The sequence below is a fragment of the Clostridium sp. C2-6-12 genome (assembly GCF_009928485.1).
Classification (GTDB): domain Bacteria; phylum Bacillota; class Clostridia; order Clostridiales; family Clostridiaceae; genus Clostridium.
This window is the reverse complement of record NZ_JAABNP010000015.1, coordinates 101,883-126,571: the sequence shown is the minus strand read 5'-3', so window position 1 is coordinate 126,571 and position 24,689 is coordinate 101,883. Positions and strand designations below refer to the sequence as shown.

Below are 24,689 nucleotides of genomic sequence, written 5' to 3'. Positions count from 1 at the left end.
CCTATTGTATTTCCTAAGGTTGAGAAGCGCAATGTTCATATAACTTAACAGATCGACATATGAAATGAGGAGGCGTTTATGAGAAAAATTTTAATTTTTGGTGGCACAGGTTTTATAGGTACACAATTAGTTGAAGAACTTAAAGATGATTGTAATTACTTGATTTTAGCGACTCGAAAGAAAAATAGTGAAAATAAAAAACTAAGTAAGGTAGATAAAATTGTTGAATATAGAGAAGATGAATACGTTGACTTAAAAGAAATTACAGGGATAGATGTTATTATAAATTTAGCAGGAGAAAGCATTAAAGGTTTAAGGTGGACTAAAAAGAGGAAAAAAAGAATATTAGAAAGCAGACTAAAGGTTATGAAGGTTATTGAGGCATTTGTAAAAGAGAGTGGAGAGAAAGTACCACTTTTGATACAAGCATCAGTGTCAGGTTTTTATGGATATAATGATGATATAGTTGTTAATGAAGATTCTATTTGTGGCGAAGGTTTTCTATCAGAAACGTGCAAAGTTTTAGAAGAGAAAGTTTTGAGTCTTAATGGTTATTTTAATAGAATAGCTATAGTTAGGTTTGGAATAGTGTTAGGACAGGGAGGCTTTCTTACATATTTAAATTTAAAATAGGTGTGTCTATTGATGCGGGGAACAACTGGTTCAGCTGATACATGTACATGATGTAGTTAAAGGGATAAGTTTTATAATAGAAAAGAAAGACTTAAAAGGAATTATAAATTTTGTATAGTTTTTCTACGTGGGTTATAATATTAAGGTATAAGGTTTTATTAAATGGAGGATGAGAAATGAAAAAATTATTTATACAGAAAATTTCTGCTGTTTTTATACTTTTACTTATGTTCATAGGTTTATTTGGATGTGCAGCAACAAATAAAGCTACTGTAAATAAGCAGCAAGATAACCATTCGGAAACTATAAAATCAGAAGATAAAAAAGTAGATTCTAATCAAAATGAAGATTCAAAAAATAAAAAAATAATTAACGATTTTCAAGGTGTTGCAGATTATATACATAAAAATGGAACTTTGCCCGATAACTATATAACAAAGGATCAGGCTGATAAGCTTGGATGGAAGCCAGGAGGAGATCTTGATAAAGTAGCACCTGGTAAAAGCATAGGAGGAGATATTTTTAAAAATGCTGAAAAATCTCTCCCAGATGCGCCAGGTAGAATTTGGCATGAGTGCGATATTAATTATAATGGAGGACATCGCGGGGAGGATAGGATCCTTTATTCTAATGATGGATTAATTTATTCTACTTCTGATCATTACAAAACTTTTAAAGTTTTATATAAAGGAAAATAGTTTTTTATTTAAAAGGATGTGAATAGCTTGAATAAAGTAGTAATACAAGGCAGTAAGCTTAAGGATAAAAATATTTTACACCAAATTTTAAAACAAGAATTAAAGCTTCCTGCTTATTACGGTGAAAATTTAGATGCACTTTGGGATTGCCTAACTACTGATGTTCAATTGCCACTTACAATTGAATGGGTTGATTTTCAAAAAAGTAAAGAATTATTAGGTGATTATGCTGAAAATACCTTAGAAATTTTTAATGAAGCTGAAAAATTTACTAAAGGAAAACTTAATATAATTATTAATAATTAAAAAGAACTAATTTACTTAAAGCTTTCTGTTTAGCCCATTCTTACGGAGAATGGGCTATATTTATAGTAATACATATAGGCGTTAGACTTACCGAAATTTTATTGCCACTTTTTTAGTGCATTAAGCATGAAACTTCGTATATCTAAATTATATACCTTTTTCAAATTTTCTCCTGAAAGTACTTCATTAGGTGTTCCTTTGCTTATAATTTGGCCATGATCTAATAATATAACTTTTTCGCCAAACAAATTAACTAAGTTTAAATCATGAAATACACCTATTACAATTTTATTATTTTCCTTTGCCCACAGCTTTAAATATTCTAAAATTTCAATTTGATATTTTAAATCAAGATGGTTTGTGGGTTCATCTAATAAAATAACCTCAGGATTTTGTGCAAAGGATTTTGCTAAAAATACTCTTTGAAGCTGCCCGCCAGATAATTCGCTTATAAGTTTATCTTTTAATTCTATTAAGCCAACATTTTTTATAGATTCTGTAATAATAAAATCATCTTTTTTACTTAAAGAAGATAAAGCTCCTTTTAAATAAGCATATCTACCTAGAGCAACTGTGTCGTAAACTGTATAAGGAAAATATACATCATTTGTTTGAGTCATTAGGGCAATGTTTTTAGCAAATTCTTTACCTGTTAAAATTTTTATATCCTTTGAATCTAATAAGATAGTTCCTTTATATTCAATAAGTTTGGTTATGGCCTTTAAAAGAGTGCTTTTCCCGCATCCATTTGGGCCAACTATACAAAGTATTTCACCTCTTTTAGCTTCAAAGGTAACATTTTTTATTATATCTTCTTGTTCATAGCCACAGAAAATCTTCTTAAGTTCTAACAAAACTTCACCTACTTTGATTTTTTGAAATATATGTACGTAAAGAAAGGAGCTCCAATAAGTGCAGTAATAGCTCCAACTGGTAATTCAGAAGGGACTATAATAGTTCTTGCTATTAAATCAGTAATTACCATAAAGGAACCTCCTAAAAGTACAGAAACAGGAATAACATATTTATGTTTAGCACCAATAAGCTTTCGTACAAGATGAGGAATAATTAAATCTACAAAGCCAATAATACCACTTAAGGCTACAGCACAGCCAGTTAATATAGCTGAACATATAAGTAAATGCTTCTTTACTTTAGTTGTATTTACTCCAACTGATTTTGCTTGATTTTCACCAAAAGATAAAATATCCAGCTCAGTACAATAAAACATAATGCCTACAATTCCTAAAATAAAAAATGGTAATCCAATTTGTACATAAGACCAGCCTTTCATAGAAAAGGAACCCATTTGCCAAAGTACTATACTTTTTATATCTTCACTGTATAAGGCTGTTATAGTAGTAAGTACAGCATTACAAAATAGGGAAAAAACCATTCCTGATAAAATTATAGTTGAAGTTGACATGTGTTTATCAACGCTAGAGGCAAATTTTACAATAATGAGTACAGTTAAAAGTCCACATAAAAAGCCTGCTAAAGGCAATGTTAGTTTTCCTAATAATGGTATTGAAAAGCTTGAAATTATAAGTAAGCCAACTCCAAGAGAAGCTCCAGAAGAAACTCCTAAAGTATATGGGGAAGCTAATGGATTTCTAAGTACAGACTGAACTACAGCACCACTTACAGATAATGAACCACCTACTATAAAGGCTAATAAAACTCTTGGTAACCTTAGATTCCAAATTATTGCTATATCATTAGCATTAATATTTTTAGATAAGGGTATTCCAAAAGCTTTATAGCCGATTATTGATATAATATTTAAAACACTAGTACCAGAACTTCCTATGGAAGTTCCAATACATAAAATTAAAAAGGTTAAAGGTATTAATAATATGATTGCTTTTTTATACATTTGAATATTTCTCAGGGTAAATAGCTTTTGCTATTTGTTTTAATGCTTTCATAATATTTTGAGATGGTCTTGAAGAGGAATTATTATCAATAGAAAAGACATTATTTTCTTTAACTGCCTTTATATCCTTAAAGCCTTCACGTGTTTTTATAGCATCAACAGCATTTTGGGTGGGTTCATTTGTAAGTATTACATCAGGATTAGCTTTTACTATAGCTTCTGGGCTTGGTGATATCCATGAATTTTCATTAGCAAAAATATTCTTGGCGCCTACTATTTCTATCATTTCATTTAAAAAAGTATTATTACCAAAGCTATATAAAGCAGAAGTTGATCCTATTTCAAAATATACATTTTTTTTATTAGTAATTGTATCTCCTATTTTCTTAATAGAATCTATATCATTTTTCATATTATTAATCATTTCTTCGCCTTTTTTTTCTGTGTCTGTAACTTTTGCTATAAAGTCTATATCTTTGTAAAGATCTTCTATACTAGAGCTAACAGGGATATATACAACTTCGATACCAGCTTCCTTTACAGAAGCAAAAGGGTCTTCATTTCCAGTTTTGTTATGACCAGAAGCTATTATTATATCAGGCTTTAAGCCTACAAGAGTTTCAGCATCAGGATTTTTAAAATCTATTTTAGGTAAATCTTTATTTACACCATCAACATCTGCTGAATATTTATCAATAGCTACTAATTTGTCTGACAATCCAAGTCCAACCAATATTTCAGTATTAGAAGGTGCTGTAGATATTATGGTATTTACTTTTTTAGGCTGTTTAAAATTATTGCCTTCTCTGTCTACTGCTGTTGCACTTTTATTTGCACAGCCAATTAAAGTAGTAACAGCCAATACAACTATTAAAATGAGTAATAAGAATTTGTTTTTTAATTTCATAAGGTCCTCCTAAAATTTATAAAATTCAAGGGCAACAAAAAGGCATACCCTTTGAGAGTACGCCAAAAAAAGCATAATAAATTCATTAAATAAAAAAACAAGTTTTATTTAATGAAATACACACTAATCCAATATTCCACCCTCAGAGAATATTAGTTTAAAATTATATAAAGGTATCCCGACTTAACTTCCTCCTACTTTCAAGCCTTCCCAATTTCTCAGTGGCATTTTTGATTTCGTCTGTTTTACGGTTACTGGGGTAGTTGAAGAATTTCACTTCATTCCCTTTTTATTAAAAATATATTATATGAATTATTTCCTTGATTATATTCAATTAATTATGGACTGTCAACTTAATATAATAAATGAAACATTTATTTAAGGACAAATTTTATATATTTTAAGCCATAAATATTTACTTTACTTGGAGGTTGTGCTAAGTTATATGAGGATTTTCTGTATTATTTAAGAGTTAAGAATTTATAGGAGAGGCATTAGTTTTGGCAAGAAATTAAGCATTCCTCTTAATTAATATATATTTTTTAGGAATAGCTTTGCTATTTTAGCCTTAACTTTTATCTCTTACCTATTAATTCTTACCTCTCTCTTATTTATTCAGAAGTTCTAATATAATGGAATTAATTTTGTACAATATATAAATAATAAAAAGGAGCAAAATAATGAGAAAGTTTATTAAGAAAATTTGTTTAGGTATCGGAGTTGTGGCTATAGGTATATCGGCATCATTAACTATTCCAACAACTAAAGCTTATGCAGCAGAATATTATATTTCTACAAATGGTAATGACAGCAATTCAGGAACTTTAAAAGCTCCATTTGCCAGTATAACAAAAGCACAAGAAGTGGCTTCCGCTGGAGACACAGTATATATAATGGGGGGGATTTATAAAAAATTTAATATAGCAAAATCAGATAATGTTTATAACTATGTAAATGATATAACTAAGAGTGGAATTACCTATGAAGCTTATTCTATGAATGATATGCCAACTTTTGATTTTTCTAGTGTAACAACTGATAAGCGTGTAGCTGCTTTTAGAATAGCAAGAGGGGTTAAAGATGTTACTTTTACAGGGATTAATGTTACTGGAGTACCAGTAGGAACTCAAAAACAATCTGAATGCTTTAGAATTGAAGGAAATGCTACTTTTAATAGAGTGACTTGTCACGATAATGCAGCTAATGGATTTTATTTTGTAAATCATGGAACTGGTACATGTTATAGATGTGATTCTTATAACAATATTGGAGTTAAGGGAATATCAATGGGGAATACAGATGGTTTTGGTGCACATGGAGAAGGTGTTACTTTTAAAGAATGTCGTGCATGGAATTGTAGTGATGACGGTTATGATTGTCTTACATCTACTGGAGCAAATACTTTTGATACTTGCTGGGCATATAACATGAATGCTGGTGGAGATTCTAATGGATTTAAGATAGGTGGATATGCAATGGGAACACCACCAGAAGTGGCTCCAGTTCATACCGTTAAGAATTGTCTTTCTGCAAGTAATGGTGCCCATGGTTTTTATGCAAATCATCAACCAGGAAAATCAGCTACTTGGACAAGTAATACTGCATATAATAATAGACTTGGAAACTTTGATATGCTTGAGAGAGTAAGCACAAGTGATGCAACTGATATTCCAGGAACAAGAGAAGAATTACATAATAATATTGCTTTTGGAGGAGTGGCCTTAAAAGATGCTAACTTACCTGATGAAAATATGACTGATAATTCTTGGAATAAAAGCGGAGTTTCAGTAACAGCAGAGGATTTTCAAAGTTTAGATGCAAGCCAAATGACAAAACCACGTGGGGAAAATGGAGAGTTGCCAGTTATTACATTTATGCATCTTAATAATAAAAGTGATTTAAAGGGATTAGGCTGTTTTTAAGTTGAAAAGATAAAAAGAAATAATATGTTTACTACTAGTATAAATATATCATTTGTAAGTTGTACTTATATATTGAATGATAATGTACAATGCTAAAGGATTTGAATGAGCAATTTAAAAATAAGTTGAAAGCTGAATGAGAATAAATATATATTGCAATTAAAATATTTATAAGATATAATTTAACTAATGGATGGTGATCGTGAAAAACGAGCTATACCTATTTGCTATATTTATATAAAATTATTATGTGATTTTATATAAATATAGCAAATAGGTTTTTTTTGTTTAATGGGAATAAAAATTTTATAGTTAATTTTTAATTTTTATTAAAATTGTAATAAACTTATTAGTAAAGGGGCATGTGTTATGATAATATCAAAAATCTTTAATAATAATGCTGTATTAATCAAAGATGAAAATGCTGGAGAGAAAATTGTAATGGGATGTGGGCTTGCTTATAAGAAAAAATGTGGAGAAGAATTGGATGAAAGTAAAATTGATAAAACATTCATATTATCAAATCCAGATGTCAGTAATAAGTTTCAAGAACTAATGACATATATTCCATCTGAATATATTGAATTAGGCGAAGATATTATACGGTATACAGAAAAAACTTTAGGTAAAAATTTAAACGATACAATATATATTTCTCTAATTGATCATATATATGCAGCAATTAAACGTTTTAAAGATGGTATTTCAGTTAAAAATGCTATTTTATGGGATATTAAAAGATTTTATAAAGATGAATTTAATATTGGATTAAATGTACTTAATATGATAGAAGAAAGATTTCTAGTTAGGTTGCCAGATGATGAAGCAGGCTTTATAGCAATACATATTGTGGAAGCACTATTAAATGAAAACGTTGAAGATATGTACAATATAACAGAAGTAATGTCAGAAATATCAAATATAGTGAAATATAATTTTCATATTGCCTTTAACGAAGATTCAATATATTATTATCGATTCATTACGCATCTGAAATTTTTTGCACAACGTTTATTAGGAAATAAGATAAATATTGATGACAAAAATGATGACCTGTTAGATACAGTAAAATTAAAATATGTTAATTCGTATGAATGCGTTAACAAAATAGGTGACTTTCTTAAAAGAAGATATGATTATAATATAACAAATGAAGAAAAATTGTATTTAACTATTCATATTGAACGATTAGTTTATAAGTCAGAATCATGACTGGATGGTGACATTAAGTTGGCTATACCTTCATATTTCATATAAAAATAAAAAGAAAAATGGAGGAATTAAAACATGGGAAAGTATGAATCATTAGCAAAGGACATTATTAAAAATGTTGGTGGAAAAGACAACATTATCAGCCTATTACATTGTGTTACTAGGTTGAGGTTTAATTTGAAAGACGAGAGTCTTGCAAAGGATGAAGTTTTGAAAGATATGGATGGCGTGATCACTGTAATGCATAGCGCTGGACAATATCAAGTTGTTATTGGAAATCATGTACCGCAAGTGTATGAAGAGGTTTGTAAGGAGGCTAATATTTCTTCGTCATCTACTGCATCTATAAAAAAGAAAATGAGTTTAAAAGAAAAATCCTTAGACTTGATTACAGGTATAATGATGCCATCAATTGCATTATTATGTGCATGTGGTATGTTAAAAGGCTTGAATTCTATTTTATCGTATCTTGGATTATATTCTAATGCAGATGGAATTTATTTGTTATTAAATGCAATTGGAGATTCTATATTCTATTTTCTTCCAATTGTAATTGGATATAATACAGCAAAGAAAATTAATATGAATCCTTACTTAGGATTAATCATTGGTGCATCATTATGTTATCCAGCAATTAATAATGTGGATATTCAATTATTTGGACATGTGGTTAATGCAAACTATACATCTACCCTATTACCAGTTATATTAATTGTTGCAATTGCAAAGCCATTGGAAACTTTTTTCAATCGTGTAATTACTGATATGGTTAAAACTTTTATTACTCCAATGCTTGTATTACTGATTTCAGTTCCATTAGGTTTTGTTTTTATAGGACCATTTGCAAATATGCTTTCGCAAATAGTATCTGATGCAGTTTTATATGTGTATAAATTAAATCCAATTTTGGCTGGGATTTTTGTTGGCGCATTGTGGCAAGTATTAATTATTTTTGGAGTTCATATTGTATTAGTTTTCTTATGTGTTTCTAATATTGCAGCGGGTATTCCTGATCCGATTTTGGGATTTACTACATTTGTAACCTTTAGTACTACAGGTATGGTCTTTGCAATTTGGTTAAAGACAAAAGACAAAGCTTTAAAACAAATTGCTTTACCAGCATGGGTATCAGGCTTCTTTGGTGTAACTGAACCAGCAATTTATGGAGTATTGCTACCAAGAATAGAACAGTTCGTACTTTCATGTATCTGTGGTGGAATTGCTGGAGGAATGACAGCTTTCTTTGGATTAAAATATTACACAATGGCAGGAATGGGGATTTTTGAAATACCTGCATTATTAAATCCTGAACAACCAGGAACAAGTTTAATTTATTGCTTAATCATTACTGTTATTTCATTTGTAATTGGATTTGTTGTAGCATTTATTAGATTTAAAGATAGAGCGAATATTGTAAATGAAGTTCAAGAAGATGATGAGATTAAAAATGGAAAAGAAGTTATTTCTGCTCCTATGACTGGTACTTTAAAACCTTTAGAAGAAGTGAAAGATGCAGCTTTTGCAAATGGTGCTATGGGGAAGGGAGTTTCTATAGTACCAAGTAAAGGAAAGGTTATTGCTCCGTTTGATGGTACTGTAATGGCAATGTTCCCAACTAAACATGCAATTGGATTACTATCAGACAAGGGCTGTGAATTATTAATTCATATTGGTATGGATACAGTACAATTGGAAGGTAAATATTTTGAAACACATGTAAAACAAGGTGATAAGGTAAAAAAAGGTGATTTGTTAATTTCTTTTGATAAAGATGCTATTATAAATGAAGGGTATTCATTAGATACGCCTATTTTAGTAACAAATACAAAAGATTATTTAGATATTGTAGTAGGAAAAGATAGTAATTCGGACATTAATGCGGGTGAAGATTTAATAATCGTATTATAATCAGGAGAAAGGAGGAATTAAGATGTTTCCTAAAGAATTTTTATGGGGCGGTGCAGTAGCAGCTAACCAATGTGAAGGAGCTTGGAACGTAGATGGTAAAAAAGAAAGCATATGTGACCATTTAACAGCAGGGTCAATTCATAAAAACAGAAAATTTACGTCTAAGATTTTATCAGAAGAAAACTACCCAAGTCATGAAGCAGTAGATTTTTATCATCATTATAAAGAAGATATTGCATTACTTGCTGAAATGGGTTTTAAAGTATTTCGTTTATCAATAGCTTGGAGCCGTATTTTTCCAAATGGAGACGATGAGCAGCCAAACGAAGAAGGCTTGATATTTTACGATAACGTGTTTGATGAGTGTAATAAATATGGAATTGAGCCACTAGTAACATTAAGTCATTTTGAAATTCCATATAATTTAGTGAAAGAATATCAAGGGTTTACTAGCCGTAAGGTTATTGGATTTTTTGAACGTTATGTTAGGACTGTGTTTGAACGTTATAAAAATAAAGTGAAATATTGGCTGACATTTAATGAAATTAATTTTGGAACTATGCCAATGGGAAACTTAGAGATTTTAGGCATATTGAATCAAGAAGATGAAGAAATAGCAAATCCTTTAGATAATATGCAATTACGATTTCAAGCGTTACATCATGTTTTTCTAGCAAGTGCAAGAGCAGTGAAAATAGCGCATGAGATTAATCCAGATTTTAAAGTAGGATGCATGATTGCACATATTACTATGTATCCTTTAACTTGCAGACCAGAAGATCTACTTCTTCAACAAGAATTAGATAATATTATAAATAACTTTTGTCCAGATGTACAAGTAAGAGGAGTATATCCTTATTATATATTTGATTATTTTAAAAAGAATAATATTAAGATTACTTTTGAAGAAGAGGATGAGAAGATTCTGAAAGAGGGATGTGTTGATTTTTATTCATTCTCATATTATATGAGTAATTGTATAACTACAGAAGAAGGACATGAAACTACCCTTGGAAATTTACTAGGTGGAGTGAAAAATCCATATTTACATGCAAGTGAATGGGGATGGCAGATTGATCCAAAGGGACTTAGATATACATTAAATAAAATTTATGACAGATATGGGATTCCTTTATTTGTTGTAGAAAATGGTTTGGGTGCAATTGATGAAATAGATGATAATGGATGTATTAATGACGAATATAGAATTAGTTATTTAAAAAGCCATATAGTAGAAATGAATAAAGCTATAGAAAGTAATGTGGAGTTAATAGGATATACTATGTGGTCTGCTATTGATATAGTTAGTTCTGGTACAGGGGAAATGAAGAAAAGATATGGTTTAATTTATGTTGATAAAGATGACAATGGAAATGGTACATTTAAGCGGATTAAGAAAAAATCATTTTATTGGTATAAAAAAGTAATAGAAACTAATGGCGAAGATTTAGCATAAATAATCATAATAAGTAAATTTAAAGGAAAAAAATGCTTGACGTAAATGTTGGATTGAGGTAATATTTAGAAAAAATATTATTGCTGTGAAGAGGAATAGTAAATAAAGTGATTTCTTATTAGAGAAGGAATGTTTGGTGAAAATTCCTAGAAATTATTTATTGAACCAGCCTTGGAGTTCTGTACCGAAATAATAGTAGGCTGCAGCGGGTATTCCCGTTATAGATAAAGAGAGATTATAAGATTATTGTGCACAATTTTATAATAATTAGGGTGGTAACGCCAAGAAGGGTCCCTTGTGGATTTTTCTTGGTGTTTTTTTGTATTTAAAAATTAAATGACAGAAAGGAAGAAAATTATGGGTAAAAATAATAATAAAAAATTTGTTGAAGCTATAACAGCTATTGATGAAGATTTTGCTAAATGGTATACAGATATTGTAAAGAAAGCAGAGCTTATTGATTATTCAACTGTTAAAGGATGCATGATTATAAGACCTTATGGATATGCAATTTGGGAAAACATTCAAAAGTACTTAGATAATAGGATTAAAGAAACAGGGCATGAAAATGTATATATGCCAATGTTCATACCAGAAACCTTATTGCAAAAAGAAAAGGATCATGTAGAAGGATTTTCGCCAGAGGTTGCTTATGTTACTAGAGCAGGAGGAGAAGACCTTTCAGAAAGATTAATAGTAAGACCAACTTCAGAAACTCTATTCTGTGAACATTATGCTAAGATTATTCAAAGTTATAATGATTTACCTAAGAAATATAATCAATGGTGTTCTGTAGTGAGATGGGAAAAAACAACTAGACCATTTTTAAGAACTTCTGAATTTTTATGGCAAGAAGGACATACTGCTCATGCGACAGCCGAAGAAGCAGAAAAAGAAACTATAGATATGCTTAATGTTTATGCTAGTCTTCTAGAAGAATACTTGGCAATTCCAGTTCTAAAAGGACAAAAGACTGAAAAAGAAAAGTTTGCAGGAGCTAAGGCAACATACACAATTGAAAGCTTAATGCATGATGGTAAGGCACTTCAAAGCGGAACATCTCATGATTTTGGAGATGGATTTGCTAGAGCATTTAATATAAAATATTCAGATAAAAATTCTAAGCTGCAATATGTGCATCAAACTTCATGGGGAGTTACAACCAGATTAATTGGAGCTATTATAATGGTTCATGGAGATGATAGTGGATTAGTATTACCACCAAAGGTAGCACCAATTCAAGCAGTCATTGTTCCAATTGCTCAGCATAAAGATGGAGTTCTTGACAAGGCTAATGAACTTAAAGATATTCTTTCTAGTGTTGTAAGAGTTAAGTTAGATGCTTCAGATAAGATGCCAGGATGGAAGTTCAATGAATATGAAATGAAGGGTATACCAGTTAGAATAGAAATTGGACCAAAGGATATAGAAAACAATCAAGCAATTTTAGTTAGAAGAGATACTAGAGAAAAAGAAGTAGTTAATTTAAATGATTTAAAGGATAGAGTTTTGGCTGCGCTAGATGAAATTCACAATAGCTTATATGAGAAGGCGTTAAAGAATAGAGAAGAACGAACATTTGTTGCTAAAACAATGGAAGAACTAAAAGATATTGCTGAAAATAAATCTGGCTTCACTAAAGCTATGTGGTGTGGTGAAAGAGAATGTGAAGAAAAAATTAAGGAAGTAGCAGGATTAACTTCTAGATGTATTCCATTTGAACAAGAAGAGCTTGATACCAAGTGTGTATGCTGCGGTAGAAAAGCAGAAAAAATGGTTTATTGGGGTAAGGCATATTAGGATTTCTTTTGTCTTAATCTAAAAGTATGGGAGTACAAAAGTATTTTGTACTTTTAATATTATGGTGGTGAATTTTATGATAAATAATGATAATGGTGTTTATACAATTGGACATAGTAATTTATTAGCAGAGGATTTCATAGCATTAATAAGTAAATATAATATTGAAAGAGTAATTGATATTAGAAGTGTACCGTACAGCAAGTACTATTCACAATTTAACACAGAAATATTATCATTGATTTTGAAGGAGAAGGGGATTAAATACAGTTATGATGGGGAACGTCTTGGAGGAAGAATTTCTGATACTTCATGTTATTTAAATAAACAGTTACCAACACGAAAAACTAATGTTGCAGAACTTATTAATTATGAGGTGTTAAAAACAAAAGACTGGTTTAATAAGGGGATAAATAATCTAATTGAGTTAGCCCAAAATGAAAATATCGCTATTATGTGCAGTGAAGAAAATCCAGAAAGATGCCATAGAAATCTATTGGTTGGGAGAAGGTTATTAGAATTGGGAATAAAGGTTTATCATATAAGAAAAGACTTGTTGGAATATGGAAAATTTGATGAACAATTATCCTTCATGTATACAGAATGTAGTGAAATATGCTTTGTTAATAATTAAAGGATATATTTATGGAATATGGTAAATTAATAGGTAGGGGAAGATAAGCAAAGGTTAAGGATTTGAAGATTTTATTAAATTGAGTATGATTGAATAATGATAATAAAACTAGACATTATTCCAAGTTTAAATATATTCTAATCTAGGAGGAGATAAAATGGCTAGACCAACGAAATTCAGAAGAGTTGAGTTTTTCCCAAAAGATGATTTTTTTGTGCCATGGGGAAAACCTAAATGTGAACTTGAAGAAATTGCCTTAAAAGTAGAAGAACTTGAAGCAATGAGGCTTAAAGATATTGAAGAATTAAATCAAGAAGAGTGTGCTGAAAAAATGGAGGTTTCAAGACAAACCTTTCAAAATATAATAGACAGTGCAAGAAAAAAAGTAGCACTAGCATTAACAGAAGGAAAAGCAATAAGAATAAGCGGTGGGCATTATACTACAAAACTTTGTAAATTTAAATGCGCTGAATGTGGCACAATTTATGAAATAAATTTTGAGCAAGATAGACTTGCTTGTCCTAGTTGTGGGTCCGACAAGGTTATGTGCAGTAAAAAGGCAGGATTTTGTAAGCATTGGTGTAGCGGTAATAAAATAGATAGGGATAATTAATTTAATTCATAAATTATAATTTTTAGGGGTGATTTAAATGAATAATAAGAGAAATAGAACAATGTGGGGAATTAGTTTATTTATTATTTCAATTGTAACTTTTATTAATGCCTTTTCTTCACTTATTGGAATTAAATTACCATATATATTAATAAGGTGTATGGGTGTTATACAGATTTTTGCTCTTCCTGTGCTTGTATATAGTTCTGTAAAAATATTAAAGAATAGTAATAGTTAAATCTCAATTTGCTCAACAATGTTAATTAAAATGCATAGAAATAAAAATAGAGCTCTTTTATAGTAGTATAAAATTTACTATAAGGGCTCTTTAACTATTTTTGTGATTTCATATTTTATGAAATAAAGTAAAACTTAAAGAATATTGTAAGAAAGTATTACCAAATATGTAGTAAATGCTGCATTAAAAGGCTTACAAAGGCTATGCTTATCCAACAGCAAAGGCCTACAACAATTGGCTTTCCACTTGTTTTTATTAATTTTATAATATTGGTATTTAATCCAATCGCGCCCATGGCCATTGTAATGAAAAATTTACCTATATCAGATATAGATTTTGAAGTATGAGAATCGAGATTAAAGACTGTACTTATAACTGCTGCTAATAAGAAAAATAAAATAAACCATGGAAATATCTTTGAGAAATTTACTGTAGTGGCAGCATTTTTCTTAGAACGATATAAAGCCAATATTAATGTGATTGGAATTATTGCAAGAGTTCGTGTAAGTTTCACTATAGTAGCATAATTAAGAGCAATATCATTTCCATGATAACCAGCCCAGGTTTGTCCAGCAGCAACTACTGAAGAAGTATCATTTATGGCAGTTCCAGCCCACATTCCAAAACCTATATCATTAAAGCTTAATAAATTACCTAGAACAGGAAATAAAAATGCAGCTATTACATTAAATAAGAAAATGACAGAAATTGATTTAGCAATATCTTCATCATCAGCATCAATTACTGGTGCAGTAGCAGCAATTGCAGAACCACCGCATATGGAAGAGCCTACTCCAACTAAGATTGAAATATTTGAAGGTATTTTGATTAATTTACTTATTAAATATGCAATAATAAGCGAAGTTGAAATTGTAGAGATTATGATTAATAAGGATTGTCTGCCAACCTTAAAAATATCAAAAAGATTCATGCCAAATCCAAGTAAAACAATTGCATATTGAAGAATTTTTTTTGAAGTAAAGGTTATTCCGCTTTGAAAAGAATCTTTACGTGGTAAAAGTGCAGCTATTAATCCTAATAAAATGGCAAACACTGGTCCTCCTATGATTGTGAAGTTATTTCCAAGTAATGTTGCAAGAATGCCTATTACAAGGCAAAGCAATAAGCCTTGATAATTTGTTTTAATAAAGTTCATAATTATTCCTCATTTCCTAATTTTTTTCTTCGGATTAATACTAGCATATAAGAATGATAAGATAAAATTATTTATTTTTATATAATGATAAAAATATGTTATGATTAATCTGAAGAGGTGAATTTATGTTAGATTTTAGAATAAATACTTTTTTAACTGTATGTGACTATATGAACTTCACAAAAGCAGCAGAGATACTATGTATTACACAGCCAGCCGTATCTCAACATATTAAATATTTAGAAAATACATATGACACAAAATTATTTGAATATGAAGGAAAAAAAATAAAACTAACAAAGGCTGGAGAACTATTATATCAAACTAGCGTTACAATGAAGCATGATGAAGAATATCTTAAAGGAAAAATTAAAGAGGAAAAATTAGGTGTTACGAGCATTAAATTTGGCGCAACTCTCACAATTGGAGAATTTATATTGCCACCTAAATTAAATGATTATTTTAATAAAAATAAAAACAAGAATGCGAATATAAAAATAACTATGATTGTAGATAATACAAAGGAACTCCTTAATAAATTAGAACATGGAGAAATTGATTTTGCTTTAGTAGAGGGATATTTCACAAAAAGTGAATATAATTATGTTGTTTATTCAAAGGAAAATTATATTTGTGTAGCAGGCAAAGAGTATGAATTCAAGAAAAAGCCAAATATATTAGAAGATCTACTTGAAGAAACCTTGATCGTAAGAGAAAAGGGGTCAGGCACCAGGGATATTCTGGAAAAGAATTTGGAAGAACAAAATTTGCATATAAATGATTTTAGTAAAGTCATAGAAATAGGCAATATAAATTCAATAAAATATTTAGTGAAAAATAATAATGGAATTACAGCCTTATATGAAGCAGCAGTCAAAGAAGAACTAGAAAATGGTACTTTGCAAAAAGTTGAAATTTCTGACTTACAAAAAAATCATAAATTTTATTTTATATGGAGAAAGAATAGTGCATTTGAAGCACTATATCTACAAATATTAAATGAGTTTCAATAAATTATAAGGTTATTAATGTATATTGATAGAATAATGGAGTATTACAGGAAAATAGGGAATAGAGGCGAGAGAATTTTAGGGGTTATGGATAAAGTGAGAAAATAAAAATTTATAGATGATGTGCTAAAAAAGATTGATTAATTTCTTATTTTAGTGATGGTTTTAGAAAAAGAACAAGGTAAAAGTTACCCTGCTCTTTTACATTTTATGCCTTATAATTATTCGATGTATTTTTAAGTTAATTATGACATTCATGTTCATGACAGGAATCACCAGAATCTATAAGAGCTCCTTCAAGCCATTTTAAAGCTACAGCTTTTACATCTCCAGAGCAGCCTCGTAATACTTCTATTCCTGAATTATTAAGTACTCTTACAGCCCCATCTCCCATATTACCTGCAAGCATAACTTTAACACCTTTATCAGCAAGTGTTGAAGCTATATTTGACTTACAACCGCAGCCAATTGGTGATTCAACAGTTTCAGATGCAGTTATTTCTTTAGTTTGAGAATCAACTGTAAAAACAGTGAAATATTCACAATGTCCAAAGTGATCATCAATATTATTATTACGTGATGGTAATGCTATTTTCATTAAATAAACCTCCAATATTGTATTATAATAACATAAAACAGCAAGGTTATTGTCATATGCTATATATATTATCATAAACTTATCAATAATAGATGTCAATAATTCTAAAATAGTTTCAGTATTATATAGAAGTTATAGGATTATCGATAGAATTCAGGAGCATTACATAGAAATAGATAATTGTTGTGAAAAAATTTCAGTATTTATAGATAGAATGAAAAAAGAAAAGTTATTTTAATATTAATTGTTTCACTCAATAAAGTACAATAAAATACAATAAAGTTCAATAAAGTTCTTGACTAGAACAGAAAGGATTATTATAATTTGATCATAGAACAATTTTGAAAGGACAGGTTTTATATGGAAAATCAATTTTATACAATAGATAAAATTGCGGAAATATTAGGTATGCATCACAAAACAATAAGAAAGTTTATAACAGAAGGAAAGCTTGCAGCAAGTAAAGTAGGGAAGCAATGGAGAATTTCAGGGCATGATTTAAGCATTTTTATGGAAAAAAATAATGTTAATATAACTGATAAAAATATTGCAGAAGAATCAAATATTGATTTTGTTACTAATGGAGAAGTCAAACATACTGAAAAGAGAAAAATTAATGTATCTACTGTCGTTGATATAAATGATGTAGATAAAGACGAATATTTTAGATTATCAAATACTCTTATAGCAGTAATGAATTGTAAAGACCCTAAAATGGGCCAATCAACAATTAATATGAAATATGATGAAAAAGAAAACAGGCTAAGGATTTTATTATGGGGGAATATAAGCTTCATTGAAGAAATGCTAAATTCTATATCCATGCTTGCGGAACAAAGAGATTTATAAGGAGAGTGGACTTATTGAATTATAGAGTTGTAAACAAAAATAATATTAATTATATTGAAGTTATTTCTGAAACATGGAAACTTTCTTCAGAACAAGATGTTGTAGATTGTATATCTATTTGTATGGAAAAGGACGTTTATACAATTATTTTTCCTTCAAATGTATTATCAGAAGATTTTTATAATCTTAAAACTAAACTTGCAGGTATGGCGTTACAAAAATTCATTAACTATCATGTGAAAGTTGCGGTTATTATTGAAGATGAAGTAAATTATAATGATAGATTTAAAGAAATGATTATGGAAGCTAATAAAGGAAGCAATTTTAGAACTTTTAAGAATATTGAAGAGGCTGAAATTTGGATTTCGAAATTAAGACACTAAGGAGAAATGGAAATAATGTTACATTCGCATAAGATTGCACGACGTTTAGGAAGCTTGCTTCCACATGTAGAAATAAAACTTTTACCTGAAGCTGGACATTCTAATGTTAATGATGATATAAAATATTAGAATGGTTTAATTTTGAGGAGGTGCTGTGTTTACAACACCAATAGATTTAATAATTAATAAATTATAATAGTAATAATAGGAGGAGATTAAATTGCAAAGAATTATTTATGTTGGTATTGGAGGAGGTATAGGAGCTGCACTTAGGTATTTAATTACTAAACATTCAGTAAATTTATTTAATTCTAGTATCCCATTTGGAACGTTAATTGTAAATGTAATTGGTGGTTTTTTAATTGGGGTAATAATGGAATTGAGCATATCCACTGATTTAATATCACCTAATTTAAAGCTGTTTTTAACTACAGGAATCATGGGAGGTCTTACAACATTTTCAACATTTAGTTATGAAACAATTAGTTTAATAAGCGATGGTAGATATGTGGCAGGAATAATAAATGTTTTTTTAAATGTTTTATTAAGTTTAGGAGGAGTTATTTTAGCTACATACTTATGTAAGGCTATTATTTAATATTAAGTTATTTATTAGAATAAAAACTCAAGTAATTACCCCAAATTGGATTACTTGAGTTTTAAATTTATAATATTATTTTGTAAGAAAAAATGAAGCACATTAAGTTCTTTGCACATGCTTCATTTTCAGTATCATTCATATAAGAAAACTATTATTGTTTAGTTTTATTTGAAAATTTCAGAGCCTTCAGTAATTATTGCTAAAGTATCGTTTATTTTAGAAACCCTATCTTCATTAGTAAGTACCACCAAGTAATCTCCTGGATAAATTAAGGTATCTCCCTTAGGGATTATTTCATCTTCGCCACGTCTAACAGCTACAAGTAAACAGCGAGAGGGCCACTTTATTTCTTTTATTTGTTTACCATCTAGTTTAGAACCAATAGATACTGGGTACTCTAAGATAATTTTATTTTTCTTATTACCAATAGTTATTTCATCACCATTATTTCTAAGAATTTTTTCGAGTAGTGCTTCATAAACAGGTTTTGAACTTAAAATATCGGCTACAATATAAGCTATTACAGATACAATGGCTAAAGAAAGCAAGTGGTTAAAGGAACCAGTCATTTCTGTAATTAATATAGTTCCTGTTATAGGCGATTTTACTACTGCAGAAAAATATCCTGCCATACCAAGTATAATAAAATTGTTAATATACATATTATCAAAATTAAATAGATGTACAAGAGTAGCTCCATAGGCATTTCCAATTAAAGCTCCAATAGTAAGCAGTGGAAGAAAGATGCCTCCAGGAGCCCCAGAACCAAAGCTTGCCATTGTAAAAAGAAATTTTACAATAAGAATAATAGCTAAGATAGCAATAGAAAAATTTTTATTAGTTAAAGAAGAGATAAGTTCATGACCTCCTCCTAAAACTTGAGGTAATAAAATGCCAAGGATAGCTGAAATTAGTAAAGGAACTATTATTCGAAATTCTTTTTTTAGCCATGTTTGTTTAACATATAGGTCTTGGGCTTTTAAAAGAGTTTTATTAAAAAGTACTCCTAGAATGCCCAGAATAAGGCCAAATAAAATTATGTAAAAATAAAATCTAAGAGGGACTAAAGCCAGATTTCCAAAATTAAAAACAGGTTTTAAACCTAAAAATCCGCTGGCAATAAAGTCTGCAGATATTGCAGAAGATAAAGCTGAAAGTAAAACTAAGGGTGAAAAATTCTTATGTACTTCTTCTAATGCAAACATGGTTCCAGCTAAAGGAGCATTAAAAGCAGCAGCTAAACCTGCACTGGCGCCACTTGTAATAAGATATTTCTCTTCGATTTTTATTCTCTTGAAAATTTTACTAAAGCCTTGTCCAACAGCAGCTCCTAATTGAACAGAAGGACCTTCTCTTCCTAAGGAAAGACCAGAACCTATTGAAAGGACTCCGCCAAAAAATTTGCCTAGTATTACTCTCCACCAGGTCATGTTTAGCTTTCCAAGTAAAACACCTTCAACTTGGGGAATTCCACTTCCACTAATCATAGGTTCATTTTTAACCATTAAACCAACTAAATATCCTATGATTATTAGAACTAGAATCCAAGGAATTATAATTATATGATTTTTGGATATAGTTTTGTATACAATATCTAAAAAAATACTGGCTTTTTCAAGTGCTAAACGGTATAGCACAATTAACAAGCCGGAGATAATACCTATACATATTCCTTCAAAGACAAGCTTTAATTTAAAACTATGCCAGTGAAACAAAGTATTATAGGTATTGTGTTTGTTTTTTGTTTTCATTTTTATGCCTCCAATATTAATACGAATATTGCTAAACTTTAACTATAAACTTATTAGCATATATAATATTATCATATTAAATGGTGATGGTCACAAATTTGATAGCGGGCGACTGTCACAATTTTTTAATTGATATTTCTGGCAAATAATGATATTGTATAGTAGAAATTATAAAAACTAGAATTTAATAATAAAATGTAGGTTTAATCAAATTTAGTATAAATTCATAGCTAAAGCTTGATTAATTAAAAGGGAAGCAGGTGAGAATCCTGAACTATCCCGTAGCTGTATTAGAGGAGTTTGAGTACATAATACGTCACTTGGAAACTGGGAAGACGTACTTAAATGAAGATTCTTAAGTCAGAAGACCTGCCTATATTTTGCACCATTAAACTCTACGAGCGATGGAGGGGGCGTTTTAATGAAACTTTATTTACTAATTTTATATGAATGAGTATGTTTTATTATTATGTCTTTTTAACACTTTAGTTAGAAGGACTTTTTATTTTGTAAAAAACCTACATGAAATATAGTAAATATACTTACATGAAGTATAATCTTCGTGCATAACTAGTAAGTTTTTATTAAATGTAATAGAATGAAATTTTAAAGGAGATGCAAGATGGGAAAAATTATTATCTTATGTGCTGTATTTATGATAGGTATTGTTTTCTATAAATTTAAATATAAAAGCAAGAATAATAACTCGAAGGCACTTAGTAATAACTATAAAATAAAACATAAACATGGGGAAGGGTATTATATTGATTTTTATGCATATGCATCAAAAATCAGACCTTGGAATTCTACTTTTAAAGTAAGTCTTTCAGTGTTAACAGTTATTTTGTGTATTGTGTTAGACAATCCATATGTATCCATTGTGATAATAATTTCAATGTCATATTTAACGGTCATTAAAGGGGGAATACCAATAAATGAATATTTATCCGTATTAGCAATACCTATGTTTTTTATTTTGCTGAGTACCTTTACCATTGCAATTGATTTTTCAAAACAGCCAATGGGAGAATATAATTTGTTCCTTGGATTTTGCTATATTTTTACCACGATTGATCAGCTAAAAAAAATGGCTTTTTTGATTTTAAAGATTTTTGCAGCAATTAGTGCTTTGCAGATGTTAACATTATCTACACCATCTTCTGAAATTATTTATGTGCTTCGAAAGGCTCGTATACCAAAGATAATTGTAGAACTTATGAGTCTTATTTATCGTTATATATTTATTTTAATAGATGTTTATAGTAAAATGAAAAATTCTGCAAAATCACGTCAGGGATATTGTGATTTTAAAACTTCCTGTTATACATTTGGAAGCATTGCAAGCAATATGTTTATTATTTCTCTTGGAAAAGCAAATGCTTATTATGATGCTATGGAGGCAAGATGCTATGATGGTGAACTTTTGTTTTTAGAGGAAGATAAAAAAGTTGAGATAGGACAGGCTACTACATTTACAGCATATATGAGTTTTTTAATTTTACTTTGGTTATTTACAAGATAAAGAGGAAAAGTCTGAAAGAAACTCTTTCATGATGTTTTACGCTAGAGAAAAGGAATGGATATAATTATGAAATCACTAATATTAAAGATTGAAGATCTTCATTATACCTACGGAAATGGAAAATCAGCCTTAGATGGAGTAAGTGTGGATATATATGAAGGAGAGAAAATTGCTGTTATTGGATCTAATGGTTCAGGAAAATCAACATTTTTCTTGAATATAGATGGCGTTCTTACACCAGAGCAAGGGAAAATAATTTATAGAGATACCGTTATAAATAAAAAGATCTTAAAAGAACTTAGAAAAAATATTGGAATTGTATTTCAGGATGCGGATAATCAAATTATTGCATCTACAGTAAAATCAGAAGTGGCTTTTGGACCTATGAATTTAAAACTTTCAAAAGAAGAAGTGCTAGAACGTGTTGACGAAGCACTTGAATACATGAATATTTCTCATTTGAAGGATCGTCCGCCTCATTATTTGAGCGGTGGAGAAAAGAAACGCGTAAGCATTGCAGACATTATTGCTATGAAATCAGAAATTATTATTTTTGATGAACCAACAGCAGCATTAGATCCAGTAAATGCAATAATGTTGGAAGAGGTATTGGGGAAGCTTGGAGAGGAAGGAAAGACAATGATTATTTCAACACATGATGTAGACTTTGTATATAGATGGGCTGAAAGAGTTATTGTATTCTGTGATGGGAAAATTATTGCAGAGGGAGACCCAATAGAAATTTTTAAGAATAAGAAAATTTTGGAACAGGCAAATTTAAAACAGCCAACCATGTTAGAAGTCTATGAATCTCTTGTAGAGAAAAAACTTCTAGAAGATATTAAATCATATCCTAAAAGTATAAGAGAATTTAAAGAATTACTCGGATATTAGGAAATATATCTTTTTGACGTACAAATAAACTAGTTTTTAATAATATTCAAATTTAAAACTCATACAAGGAGGAGAAAAATGAATAGGAGAGAAAAGAGAATTATCAGTCTTGCTGCTGCTTTTGCTTTAGTTTTTGGAGTGGAGCCAACTGCAAATGCTATGCATATTATGGAAGGGTATCTTCAACCTCAATTTTGCATTATATGGGGATTTATCTGCCTTCCTTTTATAATAGCAGGTTATTTATCAGTAAAGAAAACTTTAGCTAACCATCATAGATCAATTACTATTTTAGCTATGGCAGGAGCTTTCGTTTTTGTGCTTTCATCATTAAAGATTCCATCAGTGACAGGAAGCTGTTCTCATATGACTGGTACTGGACTTGGTGCAATTTTATTTGGCCCTAGTGTGGTGAGTATTTTGGGTATAATTGTGCTTATTTTCCAGGCAATTCTTCTTGCACATGGAGGCTTAACTACTCTTGGTGCAAATACATTTTCTATGGCTATTGCAGGCCCATTTATTTCATATGGAATCTATAAATTATGTAAGGTATTAAAAGTAAATAAATATGTGGGAATTTTCTTAGCAGCTTCAATTGGTGATTTATTTACTTATTGTATAACAAGCATGCAGCTTGCACTTGCATATCCATCTGAAACTGGTGGAGTTATGACATCAGTAGTTAAGTTCCTTGCAGTATTTGCACCAACACAACTTCCACTTGCAGTTATTGAAGGAATTTTGACAGTTGTTATTATGATTGGCCTTGAAACCTATGCGAAATCAGAACTGAAAGAACTTGAATTAGCAAAGGGAGGCGAAAATTAATGACAAAGACTAAAAAAACAGTTGTAAGCTTATTAGTTATTGCAGCACTCATTGCCGTTGTGCCATTGTTTACTTTAAAAGGAGCAGAATTTGGTGGATCAGATGATGCTGGAAGTGAAGTGGTTTCTGAAATTACAGGTACTAAATATGAGCCTTGGTTTAAGCCAGTTATGGAAACATGGATTGGGGGAGAATTACCAGGAGAAGTTGAAAGCTTACTTTTCTGTGTACAAACTGGTATTGGAGTTGGAGTTATTGCCTTTTTTATGGGAAGGTTTGTAGAAAGACATAAAATAGAAAAAGAGAAAAACAATATTAAATAATATTTTTTGTATGTTTAAAATTCAATAAATATGATTAACAGGTAGTATGATTTCAAAGTCGTACTACCTGTTATTTTTTATGTATAAAAAGTTGAAAATAAATCTCAATTATATTGACAAAATAAAATAAGGAGAATACAATGAATATATGAACAAGTATTCATATATTCAAATATTCAGATGAAAAGAGTGATAAACATGGAGAATAATAATATTGAAGTTTGTAATTGTAATGTAATTCATGAAGATATTGTAAGTAAAGTTAGAGAAATTATACCAGAAGAAGAAACCCTTTATGATTTAGCTGACTTATTTAAAGTCCTTGGAGATTCAACAAGAGTAAGAATATTATGTGTATTATTTGAAGCTGAAATGTGTGTTTGTGATATAGCTGCACTTCTTGGAATGACACAATCAGCTATTTCTCATCAGCTAAGAGTTTTGAAACAAGCCAGATTAGTAAAATATAAAAAAGAAGGTAAAGTAGTTTACTACTCTTTAGACGATGAACATGTTAAAAGTATTTTTGATCAAGGATTGATTCATATATCAGAGAAAAAATAAGTTT

26 protein-coding genes, 2 riboswitches and 1 other annotated feature are annotated in these 24,689 nt (G+C 29.7%); of the genes, 20 read left to right on the top strand and 6 right to left on the bottom strand.

Features of this window, described 5'->3' with window-relative positions; all coding sequences use genetic code 11:
- The first annotated feature begins 78 nt into the window (after window positions 1-78).
- From GXK56_RS14335 to GXK56_RS14325, 3 genes are all read left to right on the top strand, one after another.
- Window positions 79-633 (top strand): NAD-dependent epimerase/dehydratase family protein, encoded by a 555-nt coding sequence (locus GXK56_RS14335; RefSeq protein ID WP_160688481.1) that lies wholly within the window; start codon window positions 79-81, stop codon window positions 631-633.
- Between the two features lie 176 nt (window positions 634-809).
- On the top strand, window positions 810-1,331 hold the full coding sequence (locus tag GXK56_RS14330; protein WP_160688479.1) for a ribonuclease domain-containing protein: 522 nt from the start codon (window positions 810-812) through the stop codon (window positions 1,329-1,331).
- Between the two features lie 27 nt (window positions 1,332-1,358).
- Window positions 1,359-1,637, top strand: a complete 279-nt coding sequence (locus tag GXK56_RS14325; RefSeq protein WP_160688477.1) for a barstar family protein — start codon at window positions 1,359-1,361, stop codon at window positions 1,635-1,637.
- 98 nt (window positions 1,638-1,735) lie between these two features.
- Here the strand turns inward: GXK56_RS14325 and GXK56_RS14320 are convergent, their stop codons facing one another.
- Genes GXK56_RS14320 through GXK56_RS14310 form a run of 3 tightly spaced genes read right to left on the bottom strand, consistent with a single transcriptional unit; the run spans window position 1,736 to window position 4,420 of the window.
- Complete coding sequence (locus GXK56_RS14320) at window positions 1,736-2,491, bottom strand: ABC transporter ATP-binding protein (RefSeq protein WP_160688475.1); 756 nt, start codon at window positions 2,489-2,491, stop codon at window positions 1,736-1,738.
- An 8-nt stretch (window positions 2,492-2,499) separates the two neighbouring features.
- Entirely contained in the window at window positions 2,500-3,513 is a 1,014-nt protein-coding gene (locus tag GXK56_RS14315) for an iron ABC transporter permease (protein WP_160688473.1), read from the bottom strand.
- Entirely contained in the window at window positions 3,506-4,420 is a 915-nt protein-coding gene (locus GXK56_RS14310; protein WP_160688471.1) for an ABC transporter substrate-binding protein, read from the bottom strand. The genes GXK56_RS14315 and GXK56_RS14310 overlap by 8 nt, the downstream gene beginning before the upstream one ends.
- A gap of 150 nt (window positions 4,421-4,570) precedes the next feature.
- Window positions 4,571-4,744, bottom strand: a riboswitch (cobalamin riboswitch).
- Between the two features lie 356 nt (window positions 4,745-5,100).
- On the opposite strand from GXK56_RS14310, the gene GXK56_RS14305 reads away from it, so the two are divergent.
- The 8 genes from GXK56_RS14305 (at window position 5,101) to GXK56_RS14270 (ending at window position 14,203) form a co-directional block, all read left to right on the top strand.
- Window positions 5,101-6,342 (top strand): DUF1565 domain-containing protein, encoded by a 1,242-nt coding sequence (locus GXK56_RS14305; protein WP_160688469.1) that lies wholly within the window; start codon window positions 5,101-5,103, stop codon window positions 6,340-6,342.
- 369 nt (window positions 6,343-6,711) lie between these two features.
- Complete coding sequence (locus GXK56_RS14300) at window positions 6,712-7,554, top strand: PRD domain-containing protein (protein ID WP_160688467.1); 843 nt, start codon at window positions 6,712-6,714, stop codon at window positions 7,552-7,554.
- Window positions 7,555-7,629: 75 nt separating this feature from the next.
- On the top strand, window positions 7,630-9,462 hold the full coding sequence (locus GXK56_RS14295; protein ID WP_160688465.1) for a beta-glucoside-specific PTS transporter subunit IIABC: 1,833 nt from the start codon (window positions 7,630-7,632) through the stop codon (window positions 9,460-9,462).
- A 22-nt stretch (window positions 9,463-9,484) separates the two neighbouring features.
- Window positions 9,485-10,918: a glycoside hydrolase family 1 protein gene (locus GXK56_RS14290; RefSeq protein WP_160688463.1), complete on the top strand. Its 1,434-nt coding sequence runs from the start codon at window positions 9,485-9,487 to the stop codon at window positions 10,916-10,918.
- Between the two features lie 76 nt (window positions 10,919-10,994).
- Window positions 10,995-11,217, top strand: a binding site (T-box leader).
- Between the two features lie 58 nt (window positions 11,218-11,275).
- Window positions 11,276-12,718, top strand: coding sequence for a proline--tRNA ligase (gene proS / locus GXK56_RS14285; RefSeq protein WP_160688461.1), 1,443 nt, complete (start codon window positions 11,276-11,278; stop codon window positions 12,716-12,718).
- 76 nt (window positions 12,719-12,794) lie between these two features.
- The gene (locus GXK56_RS14280) at window positions 12,795-13,352 is read left to right on the top strand and encodes a DUF488 domain-containing protein (RefSeq protein WP_160688459.1); all 558 of its coding nucleotides are present in this window, start codon (window positions 12,795-12,797) and stop codon (window positions 13,350-13,352) included.
- A 157-nt stretch (window positions 13,353-13,509) separates the two neighbouring features.
- Window positions 13,510-13,965 carry a DUF134 domain-containing protein gene (locus tag GXK56_RS14275; protein ID WP_160688457.1) on the top strand — a complete coding sequence of 152 codons (456 nt, stop codon included), beginning with the start codon at window positions 13,510-13,512 and terminating at the stop codon, window positions 13,963-13,965.
- 37 nt (window positions 13,966-14,002) lie between these two features.
- Window positions 14,003-14,203, top strand: a complete 201-nt coding sequence (locus tag GXK56_RS14270) for a hypothetical protein (RefSeq protein WP_160688455.1) — start codon at window positions 14,003-14,005, stop codon at window positions 14,201-14,203.
- Window positions 14,204-14,360: 157 nt separating this feature from the next.
- Here the strand turns inward: GXK56_RS14270 and GXK56_RS14265 are convergent, their stop codons facing one another.
- Complete coding sequence (locus GXK56_RS14265) at window positions 14,361-15,359, bottom strand: YeiH family protein (RefSeq protein WP_160688453.1); 999 nt, start codon at window positions 15,357-15,359, stop codon at window positions 14,361-14,363.
- A 125-nt stretch (window positions 15,360-15,484) separates the two neighbouring features.
- Between GXK56_RS14265 and GXK56_RS14260 the strand changes: the two genes are divergently transcribed.
- Window positions 15,485-16,372: a LysR family transcriptional regulator gene (locus tag GXK56_RS14260; RefSeq protein WP_160688451.1), complete on the top strand. Its 888-nt coding sequence runs from the start codon at window positions 15,485-15,487 to the stop codon at window positions 16,370-16,372.
- Window positions 16,373-16,610: 238 nt separating this feature from the next.
- Here GXK56_RS14260 and GXK56_RS14255 read toward each other — a convergent pair whose 3' ends face one another.
- Window positions 16,611-16,967, bottom strand: a complete 357-nt coding sequence (locus GXK56_RS14255) for a NifB/NifX family molybdenum-iron cluster-binding protein (protein WP_160688449.1) — start codon at window positions 16,965-16,967, stop codon at window positions 16,611-16,613.
- Window positions 16,968-17,327: 360 nt separating this feature from the next.
- On the opposite strand from GXK56_RS14255, the gene GXK56_RS14250 reads away from it, so the two are divergent.
- From GXK56_RS14250 to crcB, 3 genes are all read left to right on the top strand, one after another.
- Complete coding sequence (locus GXK56_RS14250) at window positions 17,328-17,816, top strand: helix-turn-helix domain-containing protein (RefSeq protein ID WP_160688447.1); 489 nt, start codon at window positions 17,328-17,330, stop codon at window positions 17,814-17,816.
- Window positions 17,817-17,830: 14 nt separating this feature from the next.
- On the top strand, window positions 17,831-18,199 hold the full coding sequence (locus GXK56_RS14245) for a DUF4180 domain-containing protein (protein WP_160688445.1): 369 nt from the start codon (window positions 17,831-17,833) through the stop codon (window positions 18,197-18,199).
- A gap of 220 nt (window positions 18,200-18,419) precedes the next feature.
- Window positions 18,420-18,797 carry a fluoride efflux transporter CrcB gene (crcB, locus tag GXK56_RS14240; protein WP_160688443.1) on the top strand — a complete coding sequence of 126 codons (378 nt, stop codon included), beginning with the start codon at window positions 18,420-18,422 and terminating at the stop codon, window positions 18,795-18,797.
- A gap of 167 nt (window positions 18,798-18,964) precedes the next feature.
- Here the strand turns inward: crcB and clcA are convergent, their stop codons facing one another.
- Window positions 18,965-20,551: a H(+)/Cl(-) exchange transporter ClcA gene (gene clcA, locus GXK56_RS14235; protein WP_160688441.1), complete on the bottom strand. Its 1,587-nt coding sequence runs from the start codon at window positions 20,549-20,551 to the stop codon at window positions 18,965-18,967.
- Window positions 20,552-20,733: 182 nt separating this feature from the next.
- A riboswitch (cobalamin riboswitch) is annotated at window positions 20,734-20,943 on the top strand.
- Between the two features lie 230 nt (window positions 20,944-21,173).
- Between clcA and cbiQ the strand changes: the two genes are divergently transcribed.
- From cbiQ to GXK56_RS14210, 5 genes are all read left to right on the top strand, one after another.
- Window positions 21,174-22,073, top strand: coding sequence for a cobalt ECF transporter T component CbiQ (gene cbiQ, locus GXK56_RS14230; RefSeq protein ID WP_160688439.1), 900 nt, complete (start codon window positions 21,174-21,176; stop codon window positions 22,071-22,073).
- Between the two features lie 66 nt (window positions 22,074-22,139).
- Complete coding sequence (locus GXK56_RS14225; RefSeq protein WP_160688505.1) at window positions 22,140-22,967, top strand: energy-coupling factor ABC transporter ATP-binding protein; 828 nt, start codon at window positions 22,140-22,142, stop codon at window positions 22,965-22,967.
- A gap of 78 nt (window positions 22,968-23,045) precedes the next feature.
- Window positions 23,046-23,798 carry an energy-coupling factor ABC transporter permease gene (locus tag GXK56_RS14220; protein ID WP_160688437.1) on the top strand — a complete coding sequence of 251 codons (753 nt, stop codon included), beginning with the start codon at window positions 23,046-23,048 and terminating at the stop codon, window positions 23,796-23,798.
- Window positions 23,798-24,121, top strand: a complete 324-nt coding sequence (locus tag GXK56_RS14215) for a cobalt transport protein CbiN (protein ID WP_160688435.1) — start codon at window positions 23,798-23,800, stop codon at window positions 24,119-24,121. The genes GXK56_RS14220 and GXK56_RS14215 overlap by 1 nt, the downstream gene beginning before the upstream one ends.
- 198 nt (window positions 24,122-24,319) lie before the next feature.
- Entirely contained in the window at window positions 24,320-24,685 is a 366-nt protein-coding gene (locus GXK56_RS14210; RefSeq protein ID WP_160688433.1) for a metalloregulator ArsR/SmtB family transcription factor, read from the top strand.
- Window positions 24,686-24,689: the final 4 nt, after the last annotated feature.

What these genes read in the sequence shown, in the direction of transcription:
- GXK56_RS14335 (WP_160688481.1), top strand. Translation starts at nt 79, where the DNA reads ATGAGAAAAATTTTAATTTTTGGTGGCACAGGTTTTATAGGTACACAA.
- GXK56_RS14330 (WP_160688479.1), top strand. Translation starts at nt 810, where the DNA reads ATGAAAAAATTATTTATACAGAAAATTTCTGCTGTTTTTATACTTTTA.
- GXK56_RS14315 (WP_160688473.1), bottom strand. Translation starts at nt 3,513, where the DNA reads ATGTATAAAAAAGCAATCATATTATTAATACCTTTAACCTTTTTAATT.
- GXK56_RS14310 (WP_160688471.1), bottom strand. Translation starts at nt 4,420, where the DNA reads ATGAAATTAAAAAACAAATTCTTATTACTCATTTTAATAGTTGTATTG.
- GXK56_RS14305 (WP_160688469.1), top strand. Translation starts at nt 5,101, where the DNA reads ATGAGAAAGTTTATTAAGAAAATTTGTTTAGGTATCGGAGTTGTGGCT.
- GXK56_RS14300 (WP_160688467.1), top strand. Translation starts at nt 6,712, where the DNA reads ATGATAATATCAAAAATCTTTAATAATAATGCTGTATTAATCAAAGAT.
- GXK56_RS14295 (WP_160688465.1), top strand. Translation starts at nt 7,630, where the DNA reads ATGGGAAAGTATGAATCATTAGCAAAGGACATTATTAAAAATGTTGGT.
- GXK56_RS14290 (WP_160688463.1), top strand. Translation starts at nt 9,485, where the DNA reads ATGTTTCCTAAAGAATTTTTATGGGGCGGTGCAGTAGCAGCTAACCAA.
- proS (WP_160688461.1), top strand. Translation starts at nt 11,276, where the DNA reads ATGGGTAAAAATAATAATAAAAAATTTGTTGAAGCTATAACAGCTATT.
- GXK56_RS14280 (WP_160688459.1), top strand. Translation starts at nt 12,795, where the DNA reads ATGATAAATAATGATAATGGTGTTTATACAATTGGACATAGTAATTTA.
- GXK56_RS14275 (WP_160688457.1), top strand. Translation starts at nt 13,510, where the DNA reads ATGGCTAGACCAACGAAATTCAGAAGAGTTGAGTTTTTCCCAAAAGAT.
- GXK56_RS14270 (WP_160688455.1), top strand. Translation starts at nt 14,003, where the DNA reads ATGAATAATAAGAGAAATAGAACAATGTGGGGAATTAGTTTATTTATT.
- GXK56_RS14265 (WP_160688453.1), bottom strand. Translation starts at nt 15,359, where the DNA reads ATGAACTTTATTAAAACAAATTATCAAGGCTTATTGCTTTGCCTTGTA.
- GXK56_RS14260 (WP_160688451.1), top strand. Translation starts at nt 15,485, where the DNA reads ATGTTAGATTTTAGAATAAATACTTTTTTAACTGTATGTGACTATATG.
- GXK56_RS14255 (WP_160688449.1), bottom strand. Translation starts at nt 16,967, where the DNA reads ATGAAAATAGCATTACCATCACGTAATAATAATATTGATGATCACTTT.
- GXK56_RS14250 (WP_160688447.1), top strand. Translation starts at nt 17,328, where the DNA reads ATGGAAAATCAATTTTATACAATAGATAAAATTGCGGAAATATTAGGT.
- clcA (WP_160688441.1), bottom strand. Translation starts at nt 20,551, where the DNA reads ATGAAAACAAAAAACAAACACAATACCTATAATACTTTGTTTCACTGG.
- cbiQ (WP_160688439.1), top strand. Translation starts at nt 21,174, where the DNA reads ATGGGAAAAATTATTATCTTATGTGCTGTATTTATGATAGGTATTGTT.
- GXK56_RS14225 (WP_160688505.1), top strand. Translation starts at nt 22,140, where the DNA reads ATGAAATCACTAATATTAAAGATTGAAGATCTTCATTATACCTACGGA.
- GXK56_RS14220 (WP_160688437.1), top strand. Translation starts at nt 23,046, where the DNA reads ATGAATAGGAGAGAAAAGAGAATTATCAGTCTTGCTGCTGCTTTTGCT.
- GXK56_RS14215 (WP_160688435.1), top strand. Translation starts at nt 23,798, where the DNA reads ATGACAAAGACTAAAAAAACAGTTGTAAGCTTATTAGTTATTGCAGCA.
- GXK56_RS14210 (WP_160688433.1), top strand. Translation starts at nt 24,320, where the DNA reads ATGGAGAATAATAATATTGAAGTTTGTAATTGTAATGTAATTCATGAA.